This is a genomic window from Kribbella lupini (assembly GCF_039529595.1).
Taxonomy (GTDB): domain Bacteria; phylum Actinomycetota; class Actinomycetes; order Propionibacteriales; family Kribbellaceae; genus Kribbella; species Kribbella lupini.
Genome location: NZ_BAAANC010000001.1, coordinates 2,714,223 through 2,733,183 on the forward strand (window position 1 = coordinate 2,714,223; position 18,961 = coordinate 2,733,183).

Genomic DNA, 18,961 nt, shown 5'->3' on the forward strand with positions numbered 1-18,961 from the left:
CCGACAACCCGCCGGAGGCCTGTGGACAACACGAAAGTTCGTGACCGACCGATGAATCGGCGCTCCGTCGCCAGTAGGTACCGGTGACCGTTCGTTCACACCTCAGGGAGCACGCCATGGGCCACGTCATCGTCAACCAGTTCGTCAGCCTCGACGGCATCGTCACCGACCCCGACGGTTCGGCCGGTACGCCGGGCGGGGGCTGGGCGTTCCGGCACGGGCCGGCGCCGGTCTCCGGCGACAAGTTCCGGCTCGGGCAGATCCTGCGGAACGGAGTCATGTTGTACGGGCGGACCACTTGGGAGCTGCTCGGCGGCCTGCTGTCCCGGCGTTCCGACGACTTCTCCGTCGCGATGACCCAGATGGACAAGGTCGTCCTGTCGACCACGCTCACCGACGTGTCCGGCTGGGCGAACTCACGTCTGGCCGACCGAACGGTCGCCGAGCTGGTCGAGGCAGAGCGCCGCGACGTCGTGGTGGTCGGAAGCCTGAGCGTCGTCCGGGCGTTGCAGGCGGCGGACCTCGTCGACGAGTACCGGCTGATGGTCTTCCCGACGGTCGTCGGCTCCGGCGAGCGCCTGTTCCCCGCCGACGGGCCCACGGTCGAGTTCGGCCTGACTTCGGTGGATCAGGTCGGGCCTGCCGTGCTTTCGACGTACCGGCGGTCAGAGGCTGCGGGCTAAGCCGAACGCCGCGAACACCTGGTCGTCCTGGAAGACCCGGTTGTGGCTGATCCCGGCCGTGGTGACGGTGAAGGCGTGCAGCGTGTGCAGCTGGTACGCGCCGGCACCGTCGCCGCGGTAGACCGCGGCCCCCGGCTGCCCGTTGGCGCAGATCGGGACCACGCGCCAGTCGCTGCCCCGGCGCTCGAACACCCCGGCCACGAACCGCAGGTGGTTCTCACGCCCGGAGAACCAGTTGGCGAACGGCGGCATCTCCAGTACGACGTCCGCCGTCAGCAACTCGGCGAACGCCGCGGCGTCGGCCTTCTCGAACGCGGCGACGAACTTCGCCACCGTCTCCCGGCAGCGCGGATCGTCCGGCTCGAGCACGTCGTCCTCCGCGAGCCCGACCTCGGCCAGCTTCGCCCGGGCGCGCTGCAGTGCGCTGTTGACCGCGGCCGGGCTGAGCTCCAGCGCGGCCGCGATCTCGGCCGACGACCAGTCCAGCACGTCCTTCAGGATCAGCGCCGCCCGCTGCCTGGCCGGCAGGAACTGCAGCGCGGCGATCAGCGCGAGCCGCAGGCTGCCGCGCTGCCCGACCACCGCAGCCGGGTCGGCGGGGAAAGGCTGCAACCACAGGACCTCGTCGGCCCGAATCAGCGGGCCGGACGGGTCGCCTTCCGCGACCAGCCCGGACGGCAACGGCCGGCGACCGCGGCCTTCCAGCTCGGTCAGGCAGGTGGTGGTGGCGATCCGGTACAGCCAGGTCCGCAGCGACGCGCGGCTCTCGTCGTACCGGTCGAACGCCCGCCAGGCCCGCACCAGCGTCTCCTGCAGGAGGTCTTCGGCGTCGTGCACCGAACCGGCCATCCGGTAGCAGTGCTGCAGCAGTTCGTGCCGGTACGGCGCGGTCCTCACCTCGAACGTCACCCCGGCAGTGTGCCCCAGCCGGGACGACGAACGCCCGCACCCCCGGTCAGGGGTGCGGGCGTTCGTACGGCGTACTGCTACTTCGCGGCGGCGGCCTTGAGGGCGTCGACGCGGTCGAGCTTCTCCCAGGTGAAGTCGTCGCCGCTGCGGCCGAAGTGGCCGTTGGCGGCGGTCTGGGTGTAGATCGGGCGGAGCAGGTCCAGGTCGCGGATGATCGCGGCCGGGCGCAGGTCGAAGACCTCGAGGACGGCGTCGGTGATCTTGTCGACCGGCACGGTCTCGGTGCCGAAGGTGTCGACGTAGAAGCCGACCGGGGCGGCCTTGCCGATCGCGTACGCGACCTGGCACTCGGCGCGCGCGGCCAGGCCGGCGGCGACGATGTGCTTGGCGACCCAGCGCATCGCGTACGCCGCGGAGCGGTCGACCTTCGACGGGTCCTTGCCGGAGAACGCGCCGCCACCGTGACGGGCCATGCCGCCGTAGGTGTCGATGATGATCTTGCGGCCGGTCAGGCCGGCGTCGCCCATCGGGCCGCCGATCTCGAAGCGGCCGGTCGGGTTGACCAGCAGCTTGTAGTCCGACGAGTCGATCTCGAACTGCTCGAGGATCGGGTCGACGACGTGCTTCTTCACGTCCGGGGTCAGCATCTCGTCGAGGCTGATGTCGGCCGCGTGCTGGCTGGAGACCACGACGGTGTCGATCCGGACCGCCTTGTCACCGTCGTACTCGACCGTGACCTGGGTCTTGCCGTCGGGACGCAGGTAGGCCATCGTGCCGTCCTTGCGGACCTCGGACAGCCGCTCGGACAGCCGGTGCGCGATGGTGATCGGCAGTGGCATCAGCTCGGGCGTCTCGTTCGACGCGTAGCCGAACATCAGGCCCTGGTCGCCGGCGCCCTGCAGGTCGAGCGCGTCCTGCGAGGAGTCCGCGCGGGTCTCGTACGCCGTGTTGACGCCCTGCGCGATGTCGGGCGACTGGCTGCCGATCGCGACCTGCACGCCGCAGGACGCGCCGTCGAAGCCCTTCAGCGACGAGTCGTAGCCGATCTCGAGGATCCGGTTCCGGACGATGCCCGGGATGTCCACGTACGCCGACGTGGTGACCTCGCCGGCCACGACGACGAGGCCGGTCGTGATCAGGGTCTCCACCGCGACGCGGCTCTTCGGGTCCTCGGCCAGAAGGGCGTCGAGGATGGAGTCGCTGATCTGGTCAGCGATCTTGTCCGGGTGACCTTCCGTCACCGACTCGGACGTGAAAAGGCGCCGTGCCACGGTTCTCCCTCAGGGTTGCTTGGTGTCCACACGACGAGGCCTGGGCCCCGCCCCCACACGCACCGCCTCCGGCGATGCTTCTCGGCAGTATGCCAGCAGTTCGGGCCCGGGGAGGAGCCGGACGCCGGTTTCGCCCACTTTGTGGGACACGCATCTCACATCGCGGGCAGGCCCGCCTGCGTGAGCGTGCCGGAGCGAACGTTTCACCGAGGCGTCTCGGCCGCCCAGCGCTCGGACCAGGCCAGCAACGGCTTGAGTGAACGGGACAGATCGCGGCCGGTCGCGGTTAGCTGGTGGGCCTTCGACTCGTCCTGCCAGAGCAGTCCGGCTTCCCTCAGCTCGGCCAGTCGTGCGCTCAGCACCGTCGGCGAGACGTCGTCGCACCGTTCCTGCAGGGCGCGGAACCCGACCGGACCGTCCCGCAACTCCCAGAGCACGCGCAACGCCCAGCGTCGCCCGAGCAGGTCGAACGCAGCCATGATCGGCCGGCCGCTCTGCGAACCGCGAACCGGTCGCCCTGGAACCGGCGTACCAGCGGCCATCGTCGACCTCCTTGACCTGCAGGGATCTTGCGCTATCGAATCAGTAGCAGGATAGTGCTACGTATTCTGTAGCACCAGCCAGGGAGGTCGCGTGTCAGCACGTCTGCAACCGGTGGAACCGCCGTACCCGGAACGGATCGAGACGCTGCTCGGCAAGCTGATGCCGCCTGATTCGCCGTACGAGCCTCTGTTGTTGTTTCGGATGCTCGCGCTGCATCCCGAGCTGGCAGACCGGGCTCGACCGCTGGCTTCAGGCCTGCTGAACAAGGGGTTGCTGCCGGCTCGCGACCGGGAGCTCGTGATCTCGCGGAGCACGGCGCGCGCCGGCGCGGAGTACGAGTGGGGTGTGCACGTGGTCATCTTCGGTCCCGTGGTCGGACTGGATCGGGAGGTCTTCGATGCCGTGGCTTCAGGTGCGGTGTGGCCTGATCCGGTGCTCATGCGCGCGGTCGACGAGCTGCACGACCAGGCGACGTGGAGTACGGCGACATGGTCGGCGGTGCGCGAGCGGTACGACGACGCGCAGGTGGTCGAGCTGCTGCTTCTGGCCGGGTGGTACCGGACGTTGTCGACGGTGATCAACGCGTTGGAGATCCCGTTGGAGAACTGGGGAGCGCGCTCTCCCGCGTTCAGGCGTGCGGACCCACGGTGATCTTGTCCAGGGCGAGGGTCGCGCGAGCGCCGACGATCTCGGCCAGGCGGTCGACTTCGTTGTCCAGGGCACGCAGTTGGGCGGGCTTCAGGGTCCGCAGGGGTTCGACGGTGACGTGGAACTTGCGGCCGGACAGGCGTTGGTGCCACACCCCCGCGACGACACCGTCGACCAGGAGGACGGGATAGTTGCCGGCCTGACCGCCGGCGAGTGCGCGGGTCGAGGCCTCGCCGGGGAAGACGAGGTCGCGCGGATGGCTTCCGACGGCGTACGCGTCGAAGTACGGGAGCAGTCGGACGCCGCGGATCCGGTCGTCGGGGAAGTCGGTGTCGCCCTCGATCAGCCAGGCGGGTTGGCCGTCGAGCTCGACCTGCTGCAGGTTGTCCTGCTGCTCGAAGAGTTTGGTGATGAAGGCGGGCGACGTACTGAGCCATTTCGCGAAGTGCTGCGGGGTCGCCGGGCCGTAGGCGTGGAGGTAGCGGCGGAGAAGTTCGGGGAGCGCTTTCTCGCCGTTCTCGGGCTGGAACGGCGGGGCGAAGCGGTGCGGGTTCGTGTACGTCGTCTTGCGGCCGCGGTTCGGGCCGTAGCAGAGCACGCCCGCGGTCGCGGCCGCTGGAATCACCTGACGCCAGCGCGGCCAGTACTCCTGGAACGCCGGCATCACGAGTTCCCCCGCCCAAGGACCGGTCCGCGCGACAACCTCGTCGGTCAGCTCGTCGACGGTGAGATCATCCTCGGAGAGCGCTCCCCCGACGGCCTCGATCACCTCGGCGATCTGCTCCGGGGTCATCCGCATCTCCGGCGTCGCGGCGCTGCCCGATCGCGGCAGCGCGGACAGTGCTCCGGTCCACAGCGGCAGGTCGTCGGTCGGCAGGAGGTGGACGGTTCCGCGCGGGCCGAAGGTCTTGACCAGGGAGCGCTCTACCCAGAGCGCCCGCTGGACGTCGGCGCGGGTCGCCTTCTCGAGGCGAAGCGCGACGGAGATCTCGGCGGCGGACAGGACCTGCGCGTGAGCGCCTGACATCGCCCGTACGACGTCCGCCGGGCCTGGCGCCGACCAGCCAGCGCCGCCGCCCCCGCCGCCCGCCGGGCCCGCGCCGCCGCCCCCGGGGCCAGCGCCGCCGCCCCCGCCGCCCGCCGGGCCCGGGCTGACCGCCGGGTCCGGGCTGACCGCCGTACCGGCGTGCAGGTGGTGCCGTCGCATCCGTCGCGCGACCACGGCGGGCCAGGAGAGCTTCATGCCGTCAGGCTATGAGTCGTAGCGGTCAGGTTCTGACCTACTGGAACAGCCCGCTGTACGCGTTGAGCGCCGGCTGCCCGCCGAGGTGGGCGTACAGAACGTTCGAGTCCTTCGGGATCTCGCCCGAGCGGACCAGATCGATCAGGCCGGCCATCGACTTCCCCTCGTACACCGGATCGATGATCATGGCCTCCAGCCGCCCGCTCAGCCGGATCGCGTCCATCGTCGACTCGACCGGGATCCCGTACTTCTCCCCCGCCCAGCCCTCCAGCACCGTGATCTCGTCGTCCCGCAACTCGCGCCCGAGCCCGATCAGCTCGGCGGTCGCGTGCGCGATCTTCGCCACCTGCGCCCGCGTCTCGTCGAGCTTGGCCGAGGCGTCGATCCCGAGCACCCGCCGCGGCCGGTCCTGCCCGGCGAATCCGGCGATCATCCCCGCGTGCGTGCTGCCGGTCACGCTGCACACGACGATCGTGTCGAAGAAGACGCCGAGCTCACGCTCCTGCGCCGCGACCTCGTCGGCCCAGTTCGCGAACCCGAGCCCACCGAGCCGGTGATCCGAAGCACCGGCCGGAATCGCGTACGGCGTACCGCCGGCCGCGCGAACGTCGTCCAGCGCCTGCTGCCAGCTCTCCTTGAACCCGATCCCGAACCCGGCCCGAACCAGCCGCACGTCGGCACCCATGATCCGCGACAGCAGGATGTTGCCCACCTTGTCGTTGACCGGGTCCGGCCAGTCCACCCAGCTCTCCTGCACCAGCACCGCCTTCAGCCCCGCCTTCGCAGCCGCCGCCGCGACCTGGCGCGTGTGGTTGGACTGGATGCCACCGATACTCACCAACGTGTCGGCGCCTTGAGAGAGAGCTTCCGGCAGCAGGTACTCGAGCTTGCGCGTCTTGTTCCCGCCGTACGCCAGCCCGCTGTTGACGTCCTCGCGCTTGGCCCAGATCCGCGCTCCCCCGAGGTGCGCGGTGAGCCGGTCGAGCGGGTGCACCGGACTCGGACCGAAGAGCAACGGGTACCGCTCGAAGTCGCTGATTGGCATGCAATATATTGCACACTGCAAACCCCGTGCTGTCCAGTCCTGTCAGGTGTGAGCTGCAGCAACCCGATCCGCAGCCTGGCGTACGTCGGCCGCCAGCTCCGCCGGCGCGAGCACCACCGCATCGCCGCCCTGGGCAAGCACGGCCGCACACGCTTCCGCGGCGTTCTCCAGGTCGAGCTCGACCACACTCCACCCGTCCACCAGAGGACCCGTCGCCCCGAACCGCCGCACAGCGTTCCCCCGCACCCGCAGCACAATCGGATACGACGGCCGGCTGGCCCGGAACTGCACCTGCGCCTCGGCCCAGTACGCCGTCAACTCGAACCCGCCCGGCCGCGGGAACGCGTGGCCGGTTATCGCCGCCGAGCTGATCCGACTCAGCCGGTACGTCCGAACAGAGCCGTCCGCCCGGGCGGCCACCAAGTACCAGGTCCTGCTCTTCGCCACCAACCCGAGCGGCGCGACCGCAAAAGCCTCCCCCGGGTTCCGGTAGGTGATCTCGAGCAGCCGTTCCTCCCAGATCGCCTGCCGGCAGACATCGAGCCACCGCGGCGTCTCGCGCCGGTCGTCCCACCCGGCATGGTCGATCAGCAGCCGCTGCCGAGCGAACTCGGCGTCCTTGCGCGCCGGCTCCGGCAACGCCGCGATCAGCTTCGCGATCGCCTGGTCGCTCGACGCATCGACGCCCAGATCCGCCAGCACATGCGCCGTCGCCCCCACGAACACCGACATGACCTCGGACGGCGTGAGCCCGGTCAGCCGCGTCCGGTAGTCCGGCAGCAAAGCCCATCCGCCGCCGCGCCCCCGTACCGAGTACACCGGAACTCCCGCGAGGCTGAGCGCATCGAGATCCCGCTGAACAGTCCGCGGCGACACCTCCAGGTGCTGCGCGAGTTGCGCCACGGTCGACTGACCGCGCGTCTGCAGGCGCAGCAGGAGTCGCAGCAACCGTTCCGCACGCATGCCCAGCACTATTCCAGCAAAACAAGCCAACCGGTGGCGTCTTTTCTTCCTACGGTCCTCCCCATGACAGCTGTCGTGGTGGAAGACCTCTGCATGACCTACCGGGCGCCGGTCCGCGGATCCGGCTGGCGAGCGACCCTCGGCTCGGTGTTCAACCGCCAGTTTAAGGAGGTCTCCGCCGTCCAGAACATCTCCTTCGAGCTGAGCCCCGGCGAGGTGGTCGGTTTCATCGGCCCGAACGGCGCCGGGAAGACGACGACGATGAAGATCCTCTCCGGCCTGCTGCACGCGACGTCCGGCCAGGTCCGCGTGCTCGGCCACTCCCCCTGGCAACGCCGGACCGACTTCCTTCGCCGGATCGCGTTCATCCGCGGCAGCCAACCGGTCGGCGGGCCGCAGGAACTCACCGTCCTCGACACCCTCCAGTACCAACGTCTGCTCTACGAGGTGCCTCTGGTGCAGTACGAGCGGAACCTCGTCGAACTCACCACGACGCTCGAGCTCGGCAATCTCCTCGAGCGCCAGCTCAGAGCGCTGAGCCTCGGCGAGAAGATGCGCGCCGGCCTCGCGCTCTCCCTGCTCTACCGCCCGGAGCTGATGTTCCTCGACGAGCCGACCCTCGGCCTGGACGTCACCGGCGCGACCACGATGCGCCGCTTCGTCGCCCAGTACGCCGAACAGACCGGCGCGACGGTCCTGCTGACCAGCCACTACATGGCCGACGTCGCCACACTGTGCCCGCGCCTCGTCCTGATCGACCAGGGCACGATCCGGTACGACGGCAAGCTCGACGAGCTCGCCGCCAAGCTCTCGCCGTACAAGCTGCTCCGGATCACCGCGGCCGGCGCCGACGAGCAACGCCTGCGCGAGGCCGGCGAACTGGTCGAGCACTCGGACGGCACGTGGGTGATCCGCGTCCCGCGCGCGGACGTCGCCCGGACGACCGCTTCCTTGCTCACCGACCTCGAGGTCGCGGACTTGTCGGTCGAAGAGGCACCGCTCGAGGTCGTCATCGACCAGGCCTACCGGGAGGGTGTCGAGTGAAGCGGCTGCTGTTCCTGATCGCCCTCCGGATCCGCCGCGAGGTGCTCGAGTGGTCGGGCACGTGGTGGTTCCTGCTCACGCTGGTGATCCAGGCCGCGGTCGGCCCGCTGATCGGCATGTTCGTCTGGTCGGCGGTCTACCCGGCCGATCCGTACGTCGCGACGTACTACGTGGCGCTGCTGCTGGTCACGGTGATGACCGAGTCGTTCGAGCAGCACACGTTCTCCGAGAAGCTGTACGACGGGACGATCAGCCACGACCTGCTGCGGCCGCAGCCTGTGGTCGTCGACGTGATCGGCGCCAACCTTGCGATCCGGATCTGGTTGACCGTGATGGGGATTCCGCTCGCGCTGCTGGCAGGCCTCGCGTTCGGTGTTTCGCTGAGCTGGGTCGCAGTACTGGCGGCTGTGCCGGTGCTGGTGCTCGCCGCGGTGCTTAGGTTCTGCTGGGTGTTCCTGCTGTCCATGGCCGCGTTCTGGACCGAACGGGTGCACGCGATCGCTGGGTTCGGGTGGACCTTGACCTCGTTGCTCGGCGGGACGATCGCGCCGCTGGCGTTCCTGCCCGGGCCGTTGCGCGAGGTCGGTCAGGTGCTCCCGTTCTACGGGATGCTCGGGCTGCCGGCGGACATTGTTGCCGGACGCACCGATGGGCTGCTCTCCGGGATCGGATACCAGGTGGTGTGGATCACGGCGTTCGCCGGTCTCGGCGTACTGCTGTGGCGGGCCGGGATCCGGCGCTACACGGTGGTGGGCGCATGAAGCTGCTCCGACTCTCCGCCGCCGGCTTCGCGCGGTCACTGCAGGCGACGCTGACGTTTCGGGTCAACCTGCTGTTCGACGTCGGCCTGTCGATCGTCGGCATGGTCGCGAGTCTGGCGACCGTCTTCATCGTGTACGCACGAACGGACTCGCTGGCCGGCTGGACCGAGTCCGAGACGTACGTGCTGATCGGGACCTTCCAGGTGCTGAGCAGTCTCAAGAGCACGTTCATCGATCCGAACCTGGCGTGGTTCCCGGACAACGGCATCCGCCGAGGGATGCTCGACACTTTCCTGCTGCAGCCTGCGCCGACGCTCTACCTGGCCAGTCTGGGCAAGTCGACTCCCCTGTCGCTGGTCCACCTTGTGCTCGGGCTCGGCGTTGTAGCGTTCGGCCTGGCCGAGCTTCCTGCACCGGCGGCGATCGTCGCCTGGCTTGTAACTCTCACCGCCGCGCTGACGGTGACCTGGGCGATGGGGGTGCTGCTCGCCTGCCTCGCGTTCTGGGCCCCGCGTCTGCAGCTCGAGGTGTTCTACAGCTCGGCCTGGCAGCTCGGGGGCTACCCGACCGACATCTACCGGCGACCGCTCCGGCTGGTGCTCACATACTTGTTGCCTCTGACACTCATCGCCACCGTCCCGACCAGCACCCTGCTGGACGGGCCGCGGCTCCTCGTCCTGGCGTCGACAGTCGCCGGAGCCGCTTTCAGTTGCCTGCTCGCCGTCACCTGCTGGCGGCTGGGACTTCGCCGCTACACGGGTGCGACGTCCTAGCGATGCACGGCGAGCTTGAACTCCGCGCTGTACGGCTGGATGCCCATGCGGCCCTCTGGTTCCGTGCCGTCGTTCCAGACCCTCAGCTGCTGGACTCCACGGGTGGTCGCGCGGTAGGTCAGTCGGTAGTAGCCGTTGGCGGTTGCGGTGACGGTGGGGCTTACCTTCACCCACTCCTCGCCGACGAGGCGCTCGAGCCAGACCGGTACGGCGCCTGGTGCGACCTTGCCGGTGACGACGATGCGCTGACCGACGCCTGGCGTGCGGTCGCTCACGTCGGCGCTCACCAAACCGTGGACCTGGACCTGGCTGTAGCTGTAACTGCGCAACCACTGGTCGGTCCCGGCGTACATGGCACCGCCGGCCCAGCTGTTGTAGACCCGCACGCTCAACCGGTACGCACCGGAGGCGTCCGTGACCGTCGGCACCGGCGGATGCCCGTCGCTGCCGTTGCCGGTCGCGATGGACAGATCTCGCCCGGGCATGCGTCGCCAGCCGTCGGCGGCGGTCCAGCCCTCCAGGTAGCCGGAGACGGTGACGCGGTCGCCGTACCCGACGTACGACGCGGGCTCGGTCGAGGTGATGCGGGTCGGGTCGAGCACTCGGATCAGGTACGGCGCGGTCGGCTGGAAGGTTCGGGTTTCCTCCGGTGTACCGGTGTTGACGTCCCAGACGGTCAACGACGACAGGTACCAGTCACCGGACTCGGTGCCGAGTGGGATCTCGAAAGAGCCGTAGCTGAAGGAGATCTGCTCGCCGCTGTCGATCGACGTGAGAGTTCCGTCGGACGGACAGTGCGCTGCGGGATCGACGCGGCCGGTCAGCATCGTCGCCTCAGGCGTCTGCTGGTACGCGTACACATCTGCGATGGCGGGGAACGGACAGGTCGGGTCGGCGGCCGCAGGTAGTGCTGGTACGAGCACCGCGGCCAGTGGGAGTAGCACGGCAAGGAGCCGTGGTCGAAAAGAACATCTCATGATGGGACCTCCTGGTCTCACCACGCACGATGCGGTCCTGCGACGCGATGTTGCGGCGGGCGGTTGGCGGGTCAGTGCCAGCGGAAGGGGTTCAAACGTTCGCCCACGTGGCCAGCTTGTCGGCCAGGTCGGCGACGTGTTGCCGCAGCTCGGCGGGCTGTTCGATCACGAACGGCCGATCGAGCCCGGCGAGCAGAGCGGGCACCCAGTCGAGCCGCTCGGCGCGGAACTCGACGCGCACCTCGGCAGGTTCGGCGGAGGCCGAGCGAACGTCCGCCGCCCGCGCAACGCCGGAGTCCGGGACGATCGGGCTTGGGATTACGGGTGTGACGACCGCTAGGCCGAGTGGGAGGCGGCGCTCTACGTCGTCGACGGTGCCCGCGACGCGGACCGCCACCCGGTGGGTCCACGGTGTCGAGGCGAGTGACCGGAGTACTGCGCTTGCCGGATCCTCGGCGGGCGGCTCACCAGTTGTTGCTGTCAGCAACGATGCGGCGATGATGCGGTCGAGGCGGAAGGTTCGGTCGGCGGTCGCGACGTACCAGCGGCCGGCGTGCGCGACCACGCCGTACGGGAAGATCGTGCGGCTGCTGGTGCGGCCGTGGCGGTCGGTGTAGGCGAGCTCGACGGCCCTGCGGTCTCGGGCGGCTTCGGCGAGGGTGAGCAGTACGCCGGTGTCGGTGGGGAGCGTCGGGCGTGGCGGCGCGGTGAAGGACGAGGTCGTGAGCAGGGCGCCGAGGCGATCGGCCAGCCGGGTCGGGAGGACTCGGCGGAGCTTGGCCAGCGCACTCTCGGAGGCTGCGGACTCCGGGACGAGCCCGGCGCGGCGGCCGACGACCAGACCGATCGCCAGGGCGACGGCTTCGTCGTCGGTGAGCATGAGCGGCGGCATCCGGTAGCCGGGCGCGAGCCGGTAGCCGCCGTACCGGCCGCGGATCGAGCGGACCGGGATGTCGAGGTCGATCAGGTGCTCGGCGTACCGGCGTACGGTCCGTTCGTCGACTCCGAGCCGCTCGGCGAGATCCGCGACGCGACGCGTGCCGCCGCCCTGCAGCAGCTCCAGTAGAGCGAAGACGCGGGAAGTCGGCCTGGTCACAGTTGGAGAATACCGGGCGGATGCTGTCCGGTATTGGTTCTAACGTCGGGAGCGACTACGCATCGACCCCAAGGAGCATCACCCATGACGACCTTCGCTTCCGTCCGGATCGTGACCGACGACGTCGAGCGGCTGACTGCGTTCTACGAGCACGTCACCGGGCTCATCGCCAGCCGTCCTGCGCCGGTCTTCGCCGAGTTCCGCACGAGCGCCGGCACCCTCGCGATCTCCAGCAGCCAACTGACCGAATCCCTGTACGGCGAAGGCGTCGTCCGGGCCGCGGCCAATCGGACGGTCTTCCTCGAGTTCCAGGTGCCGGATGTCGACGCCGAGTACGACCGGCTGCGCGAGCTGGAGTTCGTCCAGCAACCGACCACGATGCCGTGGGGCAACCGCTCGGCGGTCCTTCGCGACCCGGACGGCAACCTGGTCAACCTGTTCGCCCCGGCAACGGCCGAAGCCGCAGCCCGTCTCGCCGAGCAGTCGCCAGCTCGCTGACCCGTCCACAGACCGCCCGATGCGAAGCGCGAGGTCAACCGAGCGTGGCCGTCCAATTTCGCGTGAGTGGCACGCGCATGCTGTCGACGTCCAGCACTGATCAACCCCCTGAAGAAGCCCCGTTGCGGCGGACGCTGAGCGTGAGTGGCGCTTGGCGCGCCGGGTTGATCAGTGGTGGGCGGCGGGACCGGAGGCGAAAGCTCCGGGAGGGCAGCTGCTGGATCGCGTTTGCTGAGCTAGGAGGCGGTCAGTGCCAGTGGGTGGCGACCAGGTTCCAGATGACGCCGGCGAGGGCGTCCTTGCTGCCGGACGGGACGGGCAGCGCGCCGCCGTCGCGGTCGAGGATGACCGCCTCGTTGATGTCGCTGCCGAAGACCTTGCCGCCGGAGACGTCGTTGACGACGAGCAGGTCGCAGCCCTTGCGCTCGAGCTTGGCGCGGCCGAGGTCGAGGACGGAGTGCTGCGCGTCGCCGGTCTCGGCGGCGAAGCCGACGATGACCTGGTCGTCGCGTTGGCGGTCGTGGGCGACGGTGGCGAGGATGTCCGGGTTCTGCACCAGACTGACCGCCGGTACGGCGCCGTCGTCGGTCTTCTTGATCTTGTGCTCGGCGAACTCCGCCGGGCGGAAGTCGGCGGGGGCGGCGGCCATCACGATCGCGTCGGCGTCGGCGGCGCGGCCGGTGATCTCGTCGTACAGGTCGCGGGTCGACGTCACCGGTACGACGTGGACGCCGGCCGGGTCGGGGAGCTCGGAGTTGGCGGCGACCAGCGTGACCTTGGCGCCGCGGGCGGCGGCGATGCGGGCGAGGGCGTAGCCCTGCTTGCCGGACGAGGAGTTGCCCAGGTACCGGACCGGGTCGAGGTGTTCGCGGGTGCCGCCGGCGCTGACCAGGACGTGCTTGCCGGTCAGGTCCGCGACGCGCTCACCGGCCGCGCGGGCGGCGGAGTCGGCGAGCATCAGCTGGCTGATCGCGAAGATCTCGGACGGCTCGGGCAGGCGGCCGCGGCCGGTGTCGGCGCCGGTGAGGCGGCCGACGGCGGGGTCGAGCACGGTGATGCCGCGCGAGCGCAGGGTCGCGACGTTCGCCTGGGTGGCCGGGTGCTCCCACATCTCGGTGTGCATCGCGGCGGCGAAGAGGATCGGGCAGCGCGCGGTGAGCAGCGTGTTGGTGAGCAGGTCGTCGGCCAGGCCGTGCGCGGCCTTGGCGATCAGGTTGGCCGTCGCGGGGGCGACGACGACGAGGTCGGCGCCCTTCCCGATCCGGACGTGCGGCACTTCCTGCACGTTGTCGAACGGGTCAGCGGTCACCGGCTGCCCGGACAACGCCGCCCAGGTCGCCGCCCCGACGAAGTCGAGCGCGGCCGCGGTCGGTACGACGCGCACGCTGTGCCCCGACTCGGTCAGCCGGCGGAGCAGATCGCACACCTTGTACGCCGCGATGCCGCCGCCGACACCGAGCACCACGGAAGGGCGCTTCGGCGCACTCCCCGAACCACCAGCGACTGGGGACGAGATGGGCTCGCCCGCAGCCTCCGCCTGGGAGGTGCGTCCGGGAACACCAGAAGCCCCGGTGACGCCTTCTGCCTGTTGGGGCGTGGGGTCACCAGGGCCGTGGGGAGTGTCCCCGGGCGCGCTCATCGACGCGGGACTACTCGGTGCCGGACTTCTCCGCGGCGGCGGCAGCGGCCTCCGCCTCGGCTTCGGGGTCGATGTCGGTGCAGGTCAGCACGCCGTCGTTGATCTCGCGCATCGCGATCGACAGCGGCTTCTCCTGGACGTGGGTCTCGACCAGCGGACCGACGTACTCCAGCAGGCCTTCGCCGAGCTGGGAGTAGTAGGCGTTGATCTGCCGCGCACGCTTGGCCGAGTACAGCACGAGCTTGTACTTGGAGTCGGTGTGGGTGAGCAGGTCGTCGATCGGCGGGGAGGTGATGCCGATGGCGACAGGCTGGTTGCCAGACAAGGTCAGCTCTTTCCAGAGATGTTGGGTGATCGAATCAACTTTACCAACTGATCGGCCGCCTCCCGAACCGAGGCGTTCACGATCGTCACGTCGAACTCCTTCTCGGCGGCCAGCTCGAGCACCGCGGTCTCCAGCCTACGCTCCCGCTCCTCGGCGGTTTCGGTACCGCGACCGACCAGCCGGCGGACCAGTTCGTCCCAGCTCGGCGGGGCCAGGAAGACGAAGTGCGCCTCCGGCATCGTCTCGCGGACCTGGCGGGCGCCCTGCAGGTCGATCTCCAGCAGCGCCGGGCGGCCGTCGGCCAGCTTGTCGAGCACCGGCTGCTTCGGCGTCCCGTAGCGGGCGGCCTTGTGGACGACGGCCCACTCGAGCAGCTCGCCGTCGGCGATCATCCGGTCGAACTCCTCGTCGGAGACGAACAGGTAGTGCACGCCGTGCTGCTCACCGGGCCGCGCCTTGCGAGTGGTCGCCGAGACCGAGATCCAGACGTCCGGGAACCGCTCGCGGATCTCCGCCGCCACCGTCCCCTTGCCGACCGCCGTCGGCCCGGCGAGCACCGTCAGCCGAGCCTCCCCCGGCGCCTCACCACTACCCGTCGGGGCAGCACCACTGCCCTGCTGGGCAGCCGAGGAGGAAGAGGAGGTCTCGCGCGCGCCCGGCTCGGCGGCTTCGCCGCGAGCGAACCCGTCCACGACGGTCGCCGCCGCGTCAGCGGCGCGCGGCTCGTCGGCAGCGGGGATGTCGCTGGGCCTGTCCATGGTCATCTTCACACCAGTGTCCAACGAAGCAGCGAGGATTTCGGTCCGGCTCACTCGGCGAATTCGCGCATCAGCGCGGCGATCTGGTTCGAACCGAGGCCGCGGACCCGGCGGGTCTCGGAGATCCCGGCCCGTTCCATGATCTGCTGCGCCCGCACCTTGCCGACGCCGGGAACGCACTGCAGCAGCGCGCTCACCCGCATCTTGCCGATCACCTCGTTGGTCTGCCCCTCGTGCAGCACCTCGGTGGGAGACGCTCCGGAGTGCCGGATCCGGTTCTTGATCTCCGCACGCTCACGCCGTGCGGCCGCGGCCTTGTCCAGGGCAGCCGCGCGCTGCTCCGGGGTCAAAGAAGGAAGTGGCACCGTTTCACCTGTCCCGTTGTGTGGCTTCGCAGGTGAACCTAACACGGCACCAGGCAGGCTCAACCCAGTGCCGGGACGTCGACTTTGCACGAGTCCTTGGCGTGTGCCGCGATCGCGGAGTACGCCGTGGTGACCGAGCCGGTCTCCTTGCTCAGCCGAGCCAGCTCGACACGATCCGTACCGGCCTTCTGCGCCTTCTCGGCGAACGCGATCACCACGGCCCAGTCGTCCTTGACGTCGGCCGGCGCGCTCTCGCGCAGCTTCTTGGCGTCGCCCAGGATCTTCGCGTAGTCGGCCACGTTGGCCGGGTCGACCTGGGCCGCAGAGGCGACGTACCCGGCCAGGTCGACGCAGTAGGCCTGCTCCTCGGTGCAGGCGGTCAGGCCGGCGGCCGCGGCGAGCATCGTCGCGGTCATCACTGCGGTGCGCATCGTTTCGTCCTCGGGGCTCGGGAGGGCTGTTGGCGACGACGCTACCGGCCGTGACCAAACCATCGGGAACAGATACTTTTCACCCGCTGGTACGCCGTACCAGCGGGTGAAAGTCGACGACTCAGAGCGATCAGCCCTCGATGTTCACCTTGCAGGTGTCCTTGGCCTGCTTGGCGATCGCCTGCGACGCGGCGGCGATCTTGGTGCCGTCGGCCTTGGCGAGCTCCTGCAGCTTGGCCGTGTCGCCCTTGGCGTCCTTGGCCTTGTCGGCGTAGTCGAGCACGGTCTTCCAGTCGTCCTTGAGGTCGTCCGGCGCCGACTTCGACAGCTTCTTCGCCTCACCCTGCATCTTGTCCACCGCGTCGGCGTCCTTGACGTCGAGGTTCTTCACGGCCTCGGCGTAGTTCTGCAGTTCGCTGCAGTAGTCGCCGCCCGAACACGCCGTCAGTACCCCGGCGCTCATCGTCACCACGGCCACCAGGGCTGCCACCTTGCGCATTGCGTTCCTAACTGTCGCTCGCGGGCGGCCCCTCGCCGCCCGTCGACGCAACAGTTCCGAATCCGGGGGTCAACAGCGGTCACGGCACGCCGTGAACAACGTCGCACCCCCGGACCGGAACCAGGTCGTGACGTGACGCGTCAGGCAGTTTCGCCGGACGTGGGGCAGTTCTGCTGACCGTCCGCCGGGATCGCCTGCAGCGCCTGGCCGACGGCGGGGTCGATCGCGGAGTTGAGCTGCTGGAGCTTGGCCCGGTCGCCGCCGGTGGCCTTGATCTGCTCCAGGTACCTGACCAGCAACCCCCAGTCGTCACTCAGCTCGTCGGGCGCCGACTTCGACAAGTTGTTGCCGTCCGAGATCAGCCGATCCAGCTGCGCGGCGTCGCTCGGGTCCTGAAACGCGTTGAGCTGGACGATGAACGCCTGCAGTCCGGTGCAGTACGTCTCCCTGCTGCTCGGCGTACCGGCCACCGGCCCGATCAACGCGGTCACGCCCATCGCGAGAGCGACCACCAGTGCCACGCCGGCCGCGACCTTGCGGGTCCGGCCCGAGGCGGCCATCAGTAGCCCAGGACGGTGCGGTAGGCGTCGTTGGCGCGGGCGGCGGCGTCCTGCAGCGAGACGGCGTCAGGACCGGCTCCCAGGATCTCCCGGGAGCTCGACGGTACGACGTTGCGCACCGCCGGCCCGAAGACGTCAGCGAGGCTCTCAGCGGTCGCGCCCTGGGCCCCGAGCCCCGGCGCCAGCAGCGGCCCCCGGATGTCGAGGTTCTCGGTGGTCTTCGCGATCGTCGCCCCGACCACCGCCCCGAACGACCCCAGGTCCTCCGCGTCGGCGTTCAGCGCCCGCAGGCCGTCCAGTACGGCGCCCGCCACGGTCGACCCGTCAGCAGTCCGCGCGGCCTGGAACTGCGGGCCCTCCGGGTTCGACGTCAGCGCGAGCACGAACAGCCCGGCACCCGACGCGCGCGCCTCGTCGACAGCCGGCTGCAGCGAGCCGAACCCGAGGTACGGGCTCACGGTCAGCGCGTCGCACGCCAGCGGCGCCTTCTCCGACAGGTACGCCGCGGCGTACCCGGCCATCGTCGTCCCGATGTCGCCGCGCTTGGCGTCGATGATCACCACGGCACCGGCCTCCCGCAGCCGCGCGGTGGCCTGCTCCAGGACGGCGATGCCGGCCGAGCCGAAGCGCTCGAAGAACGCCGACTGCGGCTTGAACACGCCGACCCGGTCACCGAGCGCGTCGACCACGCCGTACGTGAACGACGCCAGGCCCTCGGGCGTGTCCGGCAGGTCCCACGCGTCGAGCAGGTGCGCGTGCGGGTCGATCCCCACACAGAGCGGGCCGCGCTCGTTCATCACCGCGCGCAGGCGCGTCCCGAAGGGCTGGTTGCTCATCGCAAGATCACGCTCTCTCATGAAGGATCACCCGTTCTCGCCGGGTGGGAGTCGGAGGCCGCGGCCAGGCGCCGGTTGGTCGCCCGGACCAGGCCAGGCCCGCGGTAGATCAGCCCGGTGTAGAGCTGCACCAGGCTAGCCCCGGCGTCGAGGAGCCGGGTCGCGTCGTCCGGGTCGAGCACGCCGCCGACCCCGATGATCGGCAGCGCTCCCCCGGTTTCGGCGTGGATGTGCGCGACGGTCTTCGCCGAGATCTCGGCCAGCGGCCGGCCCGAGAGCCCGCCGGTCTCGGCGGCGAGCGCCTGGTCGGCCGGGGCGAGCCCCGGCCGGCCGATGGTCGTGTTGGTGGCGATGATCCCGGCGACGCCGACATCGGTGCAGACGCCGAGCAGCTCGTCGATCGCCGCCTCGGTGAGGTCGGGAGCGATCTTCACCAGAATCGGTTTCGGATCGCCCAATGATGCCGCTTCTTCATGCAGCGCGGTCAGCAACTCCCGCAGGTGCCCGGCGTCCTGCAACTCACGCAGCCCCGGCGTGTTCGGCGAGCTGACGTTCACCGCGAAGTAGTCGCCGTACCGGTACAGCCGCCGCAGCGAGGTCACGTAGTCCTCGACCGCCTCCTCCAGCGGCGTGACCTTCGACTTCCCGATCGAGATCCCGAGCGGGTACCCGAGGTCGCCGTACGCCGCCAGCCGCTCGGCCAGCGCGGCCGAGCCGAGGTTGTTGAACCCCATCCGGTTGATCACGGCCTCGCTGTCGACCAGCCGGAACAGCCGCGGCTTCTCGTTGCCCGGCTGCGGCTGCGCCGTCACCGTGCCGACCTCGACGAACCCGAACCCGAGCGCCCGCCACGCCGGCAGCGCGATCCCGTTCTTGTCCATCCCGGCCGCCAGGCCGACCGGGCTCGGGAACCGCACCCCGAACACGGTCCGGTCCACACCGGCCGGGAGCGCGCCGTACGTCGACGCCAGCACCGGCACGGCACCCGGCACCCGGGACAGCCGCCGCAACCCGTGCAGCGTCTGCTCGTGCGCCACCTCGGCGTCTCCGCGACCCAGCCGGTACAGCACCGGGCGGATCACCTTGCGGTACAC

23 protein-coding genes are annotated in these 18,961 nt (G+C 69.8%); 6 read left to right on the forward strand and 17 right to left on the reverse strand.

Features of this window, described 5'->3' with window-relative positions; genetic code table 11:
• Positions 1 to 116 precede the first annotated feature (116 nt).
• A complete protein-coding gene (locus ABD235_RS12490) occupies positions 117 to 683 on the forward strand; it encodes a dihydrofolate reductase family protein (protein WP_344173341.1) in 567 nt (188 codons plus the stop codon).
• Here the strand turns inward: ABD235_RS12490 and ABD235_RS12495 are convergent.
• The 3 genes from ABD235_RS12495 to ABD235_RS12505 all read right to left on the reverse strand — a co-directional run bounded on the left by ABD235_RS12495 (position 666) and on the right by ABD235_RS12505 (position 3,405).
• Positions 666 to 1,592, reverse strand: a complete 927-nt coding sequence (locus ABD235_RS12495) for an RNA polymerase subunit sigma-70 (RefSeq protein WP_344173343.1) — start codon at positions 1,590 to 1,592, stop codon at positions 666 to 668. The two genes, ABD235_RS12490 and ABD235_RS12495, sit on opposite strands and share 18 nt — an antisense overlap.
• A 77-nt stretch (positions 1,593 to 1,669) precedes the next feature.
• Positions 1,670 to 2,863: a methionine adenosyltransferase gene (metK, locus tag ABD235_RS12500; protein ID WP_344173345.1), complete on the reverse strand. Its 1,194-nt coding sequence runs from the start codon at positions 2,861 to 2,863 to the stop codon at positions 1,670 to 1,672.
• Positions 2,864 to 3,066: 203 nt separating this feature from the next.
• Positions 3,067 to 3,405 carry a winged helix-turn-helix transcriptional regulator gene (locus tag ABD235_RS12505; RefSeq protein WP_344173347.1) on the reverse strand — a complete coding sequence of 113 codons (339 nt, stop codon included), beginning with the start codon at positions 3,403 to 3,405 and terminating at the stop codon, positions 3,067 to 3,069.
• Positions 3,406 to 3,496: 91 nt separating this feature from the next.
• Here ABD235_RS12505 and ABD235_RS12510 point away from each other — a divergent pair, with 91 nt between their 5' ends.
• Positions 3,497 to 4,057 carry a carboxymuconolactone decarboxylase family protein gene (locus ABD235_RS12510; protein ID WP_344173349.1) on the forward strand — a complete coding sequence of 187 codons (561 nt, stop codon included), beginning with the start codon at positions 3,497 to 3,499 and terminating at the stop codon, positions 4,055 to 4,057.
• Here the strand turns inward: ABD235_RS12510 and ABD235_RS12515 are convergent.
• From ABD235_RS12515 to ABD235_RS12525, 3 genes are read right to left on the reverse strand one after another with little or no spacing between them, the layout of a single operon-like run.
• Positions 4,035 to 5,297 carry a winged helix DNA-binding domain-containing protein gene (locus ABD235_RS12515; RefSeq protein WP_344173351.1) on the reverse strand — a complete coding sequence of 421 codons (1,263 nt, stop codon included), beginning with the start codon at positions 5,295 to 5,297 and terminating at the stop codon, positions 4,035 to 4,037. The genes ABD235_RS12510 and ABD235_RS12515 overlap by 23 nt on opposite strands.
• A 37-nt stretch (positions 5,298 to 5,334) precedes the next feature.
• Positions 5,335 to 6,342, reverse strand: a complete 1,008-nt coding sequence (locus ABD235_RS12520; RefSeq protein WP_344173353.1) for a 1-aminocyclopropane-1-carboxylate deaminase — start codon at positions 6,340 to 6,342, stop codon at positions 5,335 to 5,337.
• A 42-nt stretch (positions 6,343 to 6,384) separates the two neighbouring features.
• Positions 6,385 to 7,305, reverse strand: coding sequence for a helix-turn-helix transcriptional regulator (locus ABD235_RS12525; protein WP_344173355.1), 921 nt, complete (start codon positions 7,303 to 7,305; stop codon positions 6,385 to 6,387).
• 63 nt (positions 7,306 to 7,368) lie between these two features.
• Here ABD235_RS12525 and ABD235_RS12530 point away from each other — a divergent pair, with 63 nt between their 5' ends.
• The 3 genes from ABD235_RS12530 to ABD235_RS12540 are packed head-to-tail and all read left to right on the forward strand — an operon-like array spanning position 7,369 to position 9,883.
• Complete coding sequence (locus tag ABD235_RS12530; protein WP_344173357.1) at positions 7,369 to 8,349, forward strand: ABC transporter ATP-binding protein; 981 nt, start codon at positions 7,369 to 7,371, stop codon at positions 8,347 to 8,349.
• A complete protein-coding gene (locus tag ABD235_RS12535; protein WP_344173359.1) occupies positions 8,346 to 9,110 on the forward strand; it encodes an ABC transporter permease in 765 nt (254 codons plus the stop codon). The genes ABD235_RS12530 and ABD235_RS12535 overlap by 4 nt, the downstream gene beginning before the upstream one ends.
• On the forward strand, positions 9,107 to 9,883 hold the full coding sequence (locus ABD235_RS12540) for an ABC transporter permease (protein ID WP_344173361.1): 777 nt from the start codon (positions 9,107 to 9,109) through the stop codon (positions 9,881 to 9,883). The genes ABD235_RS12535 and ABD235_RS12540 overlap by 4 nt, the downstream gene beginning before the upstream one ends.
• Here the strand turns inward: ABD235_RS12540 and ABD235_RS12545 are convergent.
• A complete protein-coding gene (locus ABD235_RS12545; RefSeq protein ID WP_344173363.1) occupies positions 9,880 to 10,827 on the reverse strand; it encodes a hypothetical protein in 948 nt (315 codons plus the stop codon). The genes ABD235_RS12540 and ABD235_RS12545 overlap by 4 nt on opposite strands.
• 124 nt (positions 10,828 to 10,951) lie before the next feature.
• Positions 10,952 to 11,956 carry a helix-turn-helix transcriptional regulator gene (locus tag ABD235_RS12550; RefSeq protein WP_344173365.1) on the reverse strand — a complete coding sequence of 335 codons (1,005 nt, stop codon included), beginning with the start codon at positions 11,954 to 11,956 and terminating at the stop codon, positions 10,952 to 10,954.
• A gap of 84 nt (positions 11,957 to 12,040) precedes the next feature.
• Between ABD235_RS12550 and ABD235_RS12555 the strand changes: the two genes are divergently transcribed.
• Positions 12,041 to 12,454: a VOC family protein gene (locus ABD235_RS12555; protein WP_344173366.1), complete on the forward strand. Its 414-nt coding sequence runs from the start codon at positions 12,041 to 12,043 to the stop codon at positions 12,452 to 12,454.
• Between the two features lie 247 nt (positions 12,455 to 12,701).
• Here the strand turns inward: ABD235_RS12555 and coaBC are convergent, their stop codons facing one another.
• The 9 genes from coaBC to ABD235_RS12600 all read right to left on the reverse strand — a co-directional run bounded on the left by coaBC (position 12,702) and on the right by ABD235_RS12600 (position 18,961).
• On the reverse strand, positions 12,702 to 13,919 hold the full coding sequence (coaBC, locus tag ABD235_RS12560; RefSeq protein ID WP_344173368.1) for a bifunctional phosphopantothenoylcysteine decarboxylase/phosphopantothenate--cysteine ligase CoaBC: 1,218 nt from the start codon (positions 13,917 to 13,919) through the stop codon (positions 12,702 to 12,704).
• Positions 13,920 to 14,103: 184 nt separating this feature from the next.
• A complete protein-coding gene (gene rpoZ, locus ABD235_RS12565; protein WP_344173371.1) occupies positions 14,104 to 14,418 on the reverse strand; it encodes a DNA-directed RNA polymerase subunit omega in 315 nt (104 codons plus the stop codon).
• A gap of 2 nt (positions 14,419 to 14,420) precedes the next feature.
• Positions 14,421 to 14,981: a guanylate kinase gene (gene gmk, locus ABD235_RS12570; protein ID WP_184806067.1), complete on the reverse strand. Its 561-nt coding sequence runs from the start codon at positions 14,979 to 14,981 to the stop codon at positions 14,421 to 14,423.
• Between the two features lie 245 nt (positions 14,982 to 15,226).
• Positions 15,227 to 15,541 carry an integration host factor, actinobacterial type gene (mihF, locus tag ABD235_RS12575; RefSeq protein WP_184795637.1) on the reverse strand — a complete coding sequence of 105 codons (315 nt, stop codon included), beginning with the start codon at positions 15,539 to 15,541 and terminating at the stop codon, positions 15,227 to 15,229.
• A gap of 59 nt (positions 15,542 to 15,600) precedes the next feature.
• The gene (locus ABD235_RS12580) at positions 15,601 to 15,972 is read right to left on the reverse strand and encodes a hypothetical protein (RefSeq protein ID WP_344173375.1); all 372 of its coding nucleotides are present in this window, start codon (positions 15,970 to 15,972) and stop codon (positions 15,601 to 15,603) included.
• A 130-nt stretch (positions 15,973 to 16,102) separates the two neighbouring features.
• Positions 16,103 to 16,471: a hypothetical protein gene (locus ABD235_RS12585; protein WP_344173377.1), complete on the reverse strand. Its 369-nt coding sequence runs from the start codon at positions 16,469 to 16,471 to the stop codon at positions 16,103 to 16,105.
• A gap of 140 nt (positions 16,472 to 16,611) precedes the next feature.
• Positions 16,612 to 17,031 carry a hypothetical protein gene (locus ABD235_RS12590; RefSeq protein WP_344173379.1) on the reverse strand — a complete coding sequence of 140 codons (420 nt, stop codon included), beginning with the start codon at positions 17,029 to 17,031 and terminating at the stop codon, positions 16,612 to 16,614.
• Positions 17,031 to 17,867, reverse strand: a complete 837-nt coding sequence (pyrF, locus tag ABD235_RS12595; protein ID WP_344173382.1) for an orotidine-5'-phosphate decarboxylase — start codon at positions 17,865 to 17,867, stop codon at positions 17,031 to 17,033. Before pyrF ends, ABD235_RS12590 begins: the two co-directional genes overlap by 1 nt.
• A gap of 17 nt (positions 17,868 to 17,884) precedes the next feature.
• Positions 17,885 to 18,961, reverse strand: a complete 1,077-nt coding sequence (locus ABD235_RS12600) for a quinone-dependent dihydroorotate dehydrogenase (RefSeq protein ID WP_344173384.1) — start codon at positions 18,959 to 18,961, stop codon at positions 17,885 to 17,887.